Origin of the sequence: Paracoccus sp. (in: a-proteobacteria) (assembly GCF_047605025.1) — a bacterium.
Lineage (GTDB): Bacteria > Pseudomonadota > Alphaproteobacteria > Rhodobacterales > Rhodobacteraceae > Paracoccus.
The window spans coordinates 46743-53627 of the sequence record NZ_JASGGO010000027.1 but is presented as its reverse complement, the minus strand read 5'-3'; the positions used below and the strand labels follow the sequence as shown (position 1 = coordinate 53627).

Sequence of the window (6885 nt, the reverse complement as noted above, 5' to 3'; positions counted from 1 at the left end):
GCCCAAGCGTGCCTAGCTTGCATCTGAAAGGATGCGTTGACCATGTGCTGTCCCGCGAAATCCGTGCGCCAAGCTTCCCGCCAAGCTTCCCGCCAAGCCGCGCCCCGCCGGGCCACGGCCCGTCCCGCGCATCTTTGCCGGGGACGCGGCGGGCGCGGTTGCCGCTGCCATGTGCTCGCGCGCCCCGCGCTGGCCCAAAGCGCCCCGTTGCCGCCCCGCATCCTGCATCCGCGCATGCCTTTGGTCAGCGATCATCACCCGCCGCAGCGCCCGCAAGGCCCGCCCTGCCCCGTCTGAACCGCGTTCCCCCGCCTTCAGACAGGAGCTTTCAGATGAACCATTCCGATTCCCAGGCCGATCTGGCCGTCACCGGCATGAGCTGCGCCTCATGCGTGGGCCGGGTCGAGCGTGCCCTCGCCGCCATTCCCGGCATCCGCGACGCCTCGGCGAACCTCGCCATGGGCAGGGTGAGTTTCCGCCATGACGGCGATGCCGCCCTGGCCCAGGCCGTCGCGGCGCTGGACAAGGCGGGCTATCCCGCCGCCCCGCAGGAGACCCGGCTGGATATCCAAGGCATGAGCTGCGCCTCATGCGTGGGCCGGGTCGAGAAGGCGCTGACCGCGCTTCCCGGCGTCAGCGACGCGGCGGTGAACCTGGCCACCGGCACGGCGCTGGTCCACCACTCGCCGGCGACGCAGCCCCAGGCCCTGGCCGACGCCGTGACCGCCAAGGGCTATCCCGCGCGGCTGGAACAGGACCAGGCGCCGCATATGCACGACCATCACGACGATGCCCAGGCGATGCGCCGCCGCTTCCTGATCGCCCTGGCACTGACGCTGCCGATCTTCCTGGTCGAGATGGGCAGACATGCCTTCCCGTCCCTGCACCATTGGCTGCACGGCACGCTGGGCGAGCGCCCGCTTTGGCTGGCCGAGTTCGCCCTGGCCACGGCGGTGCTGCTGGGACCGGGGCGGATCTTCCTGCGCCTGGGCCTGCCGGCGCTGGCGCGCGGCGCGCCCGAGATGAACAGCCTCGTCGCCCTGGGCTCGCTTGCCGCCTGGGCCTATTCGACGGTGGCGACCTTCGCCCCCGGCCTGCTGCCGGCCGATTCGCGCCATGTCTATTTCGAGGCCGCCGCCGTCATCGTCACCCTGATCCTGCTGGGCCGCTGGCTGGAAGCCCGCGCCAAGGGCCAGGCGGGCGAGGCGATCCAGCGCCTGATCGAACTGACCCCCGCCACCGCCCATGTCCAGCGCGGGGACGAATTGATCAGCCTGCCCATCGCCGATCTGCGCAGGGGCGACATCCTGCACCTGGCGCCGGGCGAGCGCGTGGCCCTGGACGGGATCGTGACCGAGGGCCAGGGCAATATCGACGAATCCATGCTGACCGGCGAGCCCCTGCCGGTGAAGAAAGCCCCCGGCGATACGGTCACGGGCGGCACGATCAACGGCAGCGCCGCGCTCAGCTACCGGGTGATGGCGACCGGGGGCGACACCGTCCTGGCCCGCATCACCCGCATGGTGGCCGAGGCGCAATCGGCGAAGCTGCCGGTCCAGGCGCTGGTGGATCGAATCACCTCGGTCTTCGTCCCGATCGTGATCGCGCTGTCGGTCCTGACCTTCGCGGGCTGGATGGTGCTTCAGGGCCAGCTTGGCTCCGCGCTGGTCGCGGCGATCTCGGTCCTGATCATCGCCTGCCCCTGCGCGATGGGGCTGGCGGTGCCGGTCTCGATCATGGTGGGCACCGGGCGCGGGGCGCAGCTGGGCGTGCTCTTCCGCCGGGGCGATGCCTTGCAGCGCCTGGCCGAGGCGCGGCTGGTCGGCTTCGACAAGACCGGCACCCTGACCCAGGGCGCCCCCGCCCTGATCCATATCCATGTCAAGGGCATGACCGAGGACGAGGCCCTGCGCCTGATCGCCGCCGCCGAGGCGCGTTCCGAGCATCCCCTGGCCAGTGCCATCCTTGCCGCCGCCAGGGCGCGCGGCCTGACCCCGCCCACGGCCGAAAAGGTGCAGGCACAGGCCGGGCGCGGCCTGACCGCGCGGGTCGAGGGCCGGGCGCTTCTGGTCGGCAATACCCGCGCCCTGACCGAGGCCGGCATCACCCCCGATCCAGACCTGCTGGCCCTGGCCGAGACCTGGGCCGCCGAGGCCGCCACGCCGGTGCATCTGGCCGTGGACGGCAGCCATGTCGCCGCCCTGGCGCTGGCCGATCCGATCCGCCCCGCCGCCGCCCAGGCCATCGCCGAACTGCACGCGCTGGGGGTGCGGACGGTGATGATCTCGGGCGATGTGCAGGCCACGGCCCAGGCGGTGGGCGCGAAGCTGGGCATCGACCGGGTGATCGCGGGCGTGCTGCCCGAGGGCAAGCTTCAGGCGATCCGCGAAATGGGCGCGGAATTGCAGGCCGGAGGCACGGTCTTCGTCGGAGACGGCATCAACGACGCTCCCGCGCTTGCCGCCGCCGATACCGGCATCGCCATCGGCACCGGCACCGATGTCGCCATCGAATCGGCCGAGGTGGTGCTGATCGGCGGCGATCCGCGCGGCGTCGCGCGCGCGCTGCGCCTGTCGCGGGCGGTGATGCGCAATATCCGGCAGAACCTGTTCTGGGCCTTCGCCTATAATGCCGCCCTGATTCCCGTCGCCATGGGCCTTCTGGCAGGCTTCGGGGGACCAAGCCTTTCGCCCATGCTGGGGGCCGGCGCGATGGCTCTGTCCTCGGTCTTCGTTGTTACCAATGCCCTGAGGTTACGCCGATTCGCCTGACATCGCCGCTGCGCCCCGTCTTGTTCGCTTTGTCCCTGGTGCTGTCCCAGGTGCCGTTCGCCCTGCCCGGCTGGGCCGGACAGATCCGACTTCTGGCCTTTGGCGACAGCCTGACCGAGGGCTATGGCCTGCCCAAGGACCAGGGCCTGGTGCCGCGATTGCAGGACTGGCTGCGCCAGCGCGGCCACGACGTGCTGGTGGTGAATGGCGGCAAGTCGGGCGACACCACCGCCGGGGGCGTGCTGCGGATCGACGCGGCGCTGGCCTCGGCCCAGCCCGATGCGGTGCTGGTCGAACTGGGCGGAAACGACATCCTGGGCAATCTGGGTTGGTCCGGGGCGCAGGGCAATCTGGACCAGATCCTGGCCAAGGCGGGCCAGGCAAACCGCCCGGTGCTGCTGGTGGGCATCGCCGATCCTCGCGCCCATGCCCGCCAACAGCGCGGCTGGGCCGCGATCTGGCCCAGGCTGGCGGAAAAGCACGGCGCCTTGCTGTTTCCCGATCTTTACGCCCCGCTGACGGCGCGGCCGGCCGAGGAATGGGCCGGCTTGCTGCAACAGGACGGCGTGCATGCCTCGGCCAAGGGGATCGGGCTGATCGTGGATGCGCTTGGCCCCTCGGTCGAGACGCTGCTGGCCCGGATCGAGGCCGCGCAATAGCCCCGCTTACAAGGCTCGGCTGAAAAATGCGAAAGCCCCGCCTGAAAGGGCGGGGCTGTGCGGTGTCGTTCCGAACCGCGAATCGATCGGCCCGGTCGTAACGCCGGTCATGTGATCAGGTATTCGGTCGAATCAGGCTTTCGCCAGTTCGCGCTTGATCTTCAGGGCGCGGTCCGAAAGTTCCTCGTCACGGGCCTTGCCCAGGAAGGCGTCGAGGCCACCACGGTGGTCGACCGAGCGCAGAGCCGCCGCCGAGATGCGGAGCTGGTAGCTGCGGCCCAGTTTATCCGAGATCAGCGAAACCTCGTTGAGGTTGGGCAGAAAGCGGCGACGGGTCTTGTTATTGGCGTGGGACACGTTGTTGCCGCTCATCGGGCCCTTGCCGGTCAGTTCGCAAACGCGCGACATGATCTGTTTCCTTCGATTCGATCCTGCACGGGCGGTTGCCCGCAATATGAAAGGGCGCCGCGAGGCAGCGCCCGAAATCTGTCTGCGGGGGAATAAGGGCAGAAGCGGGGCGCGTCAAGCCTTTTCGCCGAGGCGGACACGGCTAGCCCCGGAATTCTTGCGCGCCCGCCGAAGCCTCCGGGGCGCGGGGACCCCGGCCCGGCGAATCAACGCGGCTGCGCCAGCCAGTCCAGCATCGCCGCCGCCGCCTGGTCGGGATCGGCGCGGCCCTGGGCCACGCGGTCGCCCGTCTCGCGCAGGCGGGCGCGAATCTCGGGTGCGTCGAGGCGCGCCAGAAGCCCCGCGCGCAGTTCGGACAGGAACCAGTGCCGTGCCTGCTCGGCCCGGCGGCGGTCGAAATGGTCGTTGGCACGGCGCCAATCGGCAAGCTCGGTCATCTCGGCCCAGGCGCGCTCCAGCCCCTCGCCGGTATAGGCCGAGACCGGCAGCGCCTTGGGAAACCCCTGCGGATCCTGGGGGCGCTTGCGCAAAAGCCGCAGCGCGCCCGCGTAATCGGCGACCGTGCGCAATGCCGTGTCGCGCAGTTCCGCATCGGCCTTGTTGACCAGGATGATGTCGGCGATCTCCATGATGCCGCGCTTGACCCCCTGCAATTCGTCGCCGCCGGCCGGCGCCAGCAGCAGGATGAAAAGGTCCGACATCTCGGCCACCAGGGTTTCGGACTGGCCGACGCCCACCGTCTCGATCAGGACCACATCGAAGCCCGCCGCCTCGCAGAGCCGCACCGTCTCGCGCGAGCGCCGAGCGACGCCGCCCAGTTCCGCGCGCGAGGGCGAGGGGCGGATGAAGGCGTTGGGATCGCGGGCCAGGGTCTCCATCCGGGTCTTGTCGCCCAGGATCGAGCCGCCCGAGCGGGCCGAGCTGGGATCGACGGCCAGGACCGCGACCTTGAGGCCCCGCGCGGTAAGCAGCTTGCCGAACGCCTCGATGAAGGTGGACTTGCCGACGCCGGGCGTGCCGGAAAGGCCGATCCGCAGCGCCTGGCGGGGCGGCAGTTCGGCCAGAAGCGCGACAGCCCGCCGGCGGTGATCGGGCCGCGTGCTTTCGACCAGCGTGATGGCGCGCGACAGGGCCCGGCGGTTGCCCTGGATCAGCGGCTGCGTCAGTTCGTCCGTCAATTCCGGCATCCACCCTTCCTGCCAAGCCTGCGGGGGCCTACCGCCCCCGCGCCCCCCGTGGATATTTGGACAAGGAAGACATGTAAACGCCGCGCTTGCCGACGCCGGGGCGCGGGAATAGGGTCGCGCGATGGATTGGGGACGACGCATCTTCCTGGGCGCCCTGGCCTGGGCGCTGGCCGGGCCGGCCGTCGCGGGTGGCGGCGCCTTGCGGCTGATGATGGTGCGGCGCAAGGGCTGCGTCTATTGCGCCGAATGGGACCGGGAGATCGGGCCGATCTATGCCCGTCAGGCCGAGGGGCGGGCGGCGCCCCTGTTCATGGTCGATGTCGACGGTCCCTATCCCGACGGGCTGGCGCTGGACCGCATGCCCTGGCTGACGCCCAGCTTCATCCTGCTGCGCGACGGGATCGAGATCGCACGTTTCGAGGGCTATCCGGGCGCCGGGAAGTTCTTTCCCCTGCTGCGCGACATGCTGAAACAGGCGGCCGGCCCCGGCTGAAGGCTTTCGCCTTGCGCGGGCTTGGTTTATTCGGGGCCTCGCAACATCCTAGGAATGGGTCCGCCATGCACGACATCCGCGCCATCCGCGAAAACCCCGCCGCCTTCGACGCAGCCCTTGGCCTGCGCAATCTGGCGCCGATTTCGCCCGAGATCCTGTCTCTGGACGCTGATCGCCGTTCCCGCATCGCAAGCGCCGAAGCCGCCCAGGCCGAGCAGAACAAGCTGAGCAGGGAGGCGGGGGCCGCCAAGGGCCGGGGCGACGAGGCCGAGTTCCAGCGGCTGCGCGCCCTGGTCACCGCCAAGAAGGACGAGAGCGCCCGCATGCAGATCGAGGCCCAAGCGCTGGACGAGCGGCTGCGCGAGATGCTGATGGAGATCCCCAACCTGCCGGTGGAGGCCGTCCCCGCCGGCAAGGACGAGGATGACAATATCGAGATCCGCCGCTGGGGCGAGCCGCGCGCGCTGGATTTCCAGCCGCGCGAGCATTTCGAGATCGCGGGCGTCAGACCCGGCATGGATTTCGAGACCGCCGCCAAACTGTCCGGCGCCCGCTTCGTCGTTCTGAAGGGCAGCGTTGCCCGCATCCAGCGCGCCCTGGCGCAGTTCATGCTGGATCTGCACACCGCCGAGCATGGGCTGGAGGAGACCTGGACCCCCGTTCTGGTGCTGTCCGAGATGATGTATGGCACCGGGCAATTGCCCAAATTCGGCGAGGACAGCTATCAGACCCGCGAGGGCTGGTGGCTGATCCCGACCTCGGAGGTGACGCTGACGAATACCGTCAACGGCGAGATCGTCGAGGCGGCAAGCCTGCCCCGGCGCATGGTCGCGCATAGCCAGTGCTTCCGCTCGGAAGCGGGCAGCGCGGGGCGCGACACCGCCGGGATGCTGCGCCAGCACCAGTTCGAGAAGGTCGAGATGGTGTCGATCACCGATGCGGAAAGCGGGCTGGCCGAGCATGCCCGCATGACCCGCTGCGCCGAGGCGGTGCTGGAGCGGCTGGGCCTGCCCTATCGCACCATCGTGCTGTGCGGCGGCGACATGGGCTTTGGCGCGCGCATCACCCATGACCTGGAGGTCTGGCTGCCCGGACAAGGCAAGTATCGCGAGATTTCCAGCGTCAGCTATTGCGGCGACTTCCAGGCCCGGCGGATGAATGCCCGCTATCGCGCGCCGGGCGGCAAGCCGGAATTCGTCCATACGCTGAACGGCTCGGGGCTGGCGGTGGGACGCACCCTGATCGCGGTCCTGGAGAATGGGCAGCAGGCAGACGGCTCGGTCGACCTGCCGCCGGCGCTGCATCCCTATCTGGGCGGCAAGACCAGGCTTCTGGCGGACGGCGCCCTGGGCTGATCCGCGACGGCA

At 69.9% G+C, this 6885-nt stretch carries 6 protein-coding genes; 4 read left to right on the top strand and 2 right to left on the bottom strand.

What is annotated here, in order from left to right; all coding sequences use genetic code 11:
- Positions 1-332 precede the first annotated feature (332 nt).
- Complete coding sequence (locus QM682_RS14830) at positions 333-2771, top strand: heavy metal translocating P-type ATPase (RefSeq protein WP_415131079.1); 2439 nt, start codon at positions 333-335, stop codon at positions 2769-2771.
- Positions 2772-2791: 20 nt separating this feature from the next.
- Positions 2792-3430, top strand: a complete 639-nt coding sequence (locus QM682_RS14825) for an arylesterase (protein ID WP_415131077.1) — start codon at positions 2792-2794, stop codon at positions 3428-3430.
- A gap of 132 nt (positions 3431-3562) precedes the next feature.
- Here the strand turns inward: QM682_RS14825 and rpmB are convergent, their stop codons facing one another.
- A complete protein-coding gene (rpmB, locus tag QM682_RS14820; RefSeq protein WP_415131075.1) occupies positions 3563-3838 on the bottom strand; it encodes a 50S ribosomal protein L28 in 276 nt (91 codons plus the stop codon).
- 206 nt (positions 3839-4044) lie between these two features.
- Complete coding sequence (gene meaB, locus QM682_RS14815) at positions 4045-5025, bottom strand: methylmalonyl Co-A mutase-associated GTPase MeaB (protein WP_415131073.1); 981 nt, start codon at positions 5023-5025, stop codon at positions 4045-4047.
- A 121-nt stretch (positions 5026-5146) separates the two neighbouring features.
- Here meaB and QM682_RS14810 point away from each other — a divergent pair, with 121 nt between their 5' ends.
- Both QM682_RS14810 and serS read left to right on the top strand, forming a co-directional pair.
- Positions 5147-5518 (top strand): SoxS protein, encoded by a 372-nt coding sequence (locus tag QM682_RS14810; RefSeq protein WP_415131071.1) that lies wholly within the window; start codon positions 5147-5149, stop codon positions 5516-5518.
- Between the two features lie 65 nt (positions 5519-5583).
- Positions 5584-6873: a serine--tRNA ligase gene (serS, locus tag QM682_RS14805; protein WP_415131069.1), complete on the top strand. Its 1290-nt coding sequence runs from the start codon at positions 5584-5586 to the stop codon at positions 6871-6873.
- The last annotated feature ends 12 nt before the right edge of the window (positions 6874-6885 follow it).

What these genes read in the sequence shown, in the direction of transcription:
- QM682_RS14830 (WP_415131079.1), top strand. Translation starts at nt 333, where the DNA reads ATGAACCATTCCGATTCCCAGGCCGATCTGGCCGTCACCGGCATGAGC.
- rpmB (WP_415131075.1), bottom strand. Translation starts at nt 3,838, where the DNA reads ATGTCGCGCGTTTGCGAACTGACCGGCAAGGGCCCGATGAGCGGCAAC.
- meaB (WP_415131073.1), bottom strand. Translation starts at nt 5,025, where the DNA reads ATGCCGGAATTGACGGACGAACTGACGCAGCCGCTGATCCAGGGCAAC.
- QM682_RS14810 (WP_415131071.1), top strand. Translation starts at nt 5,147, where the DNA reads ATGGATTGGGGACGACGCATCTTCCTGGGCGCCCTGGCCTGGGCGCTG.
- serS (WP_415131069.1), top strand. Translation starts at nt 5,584, where the DNA reads ATGCACGACATCCGCGCCATCCGCGAAAACCCCGCCGCCTTCGACGCA.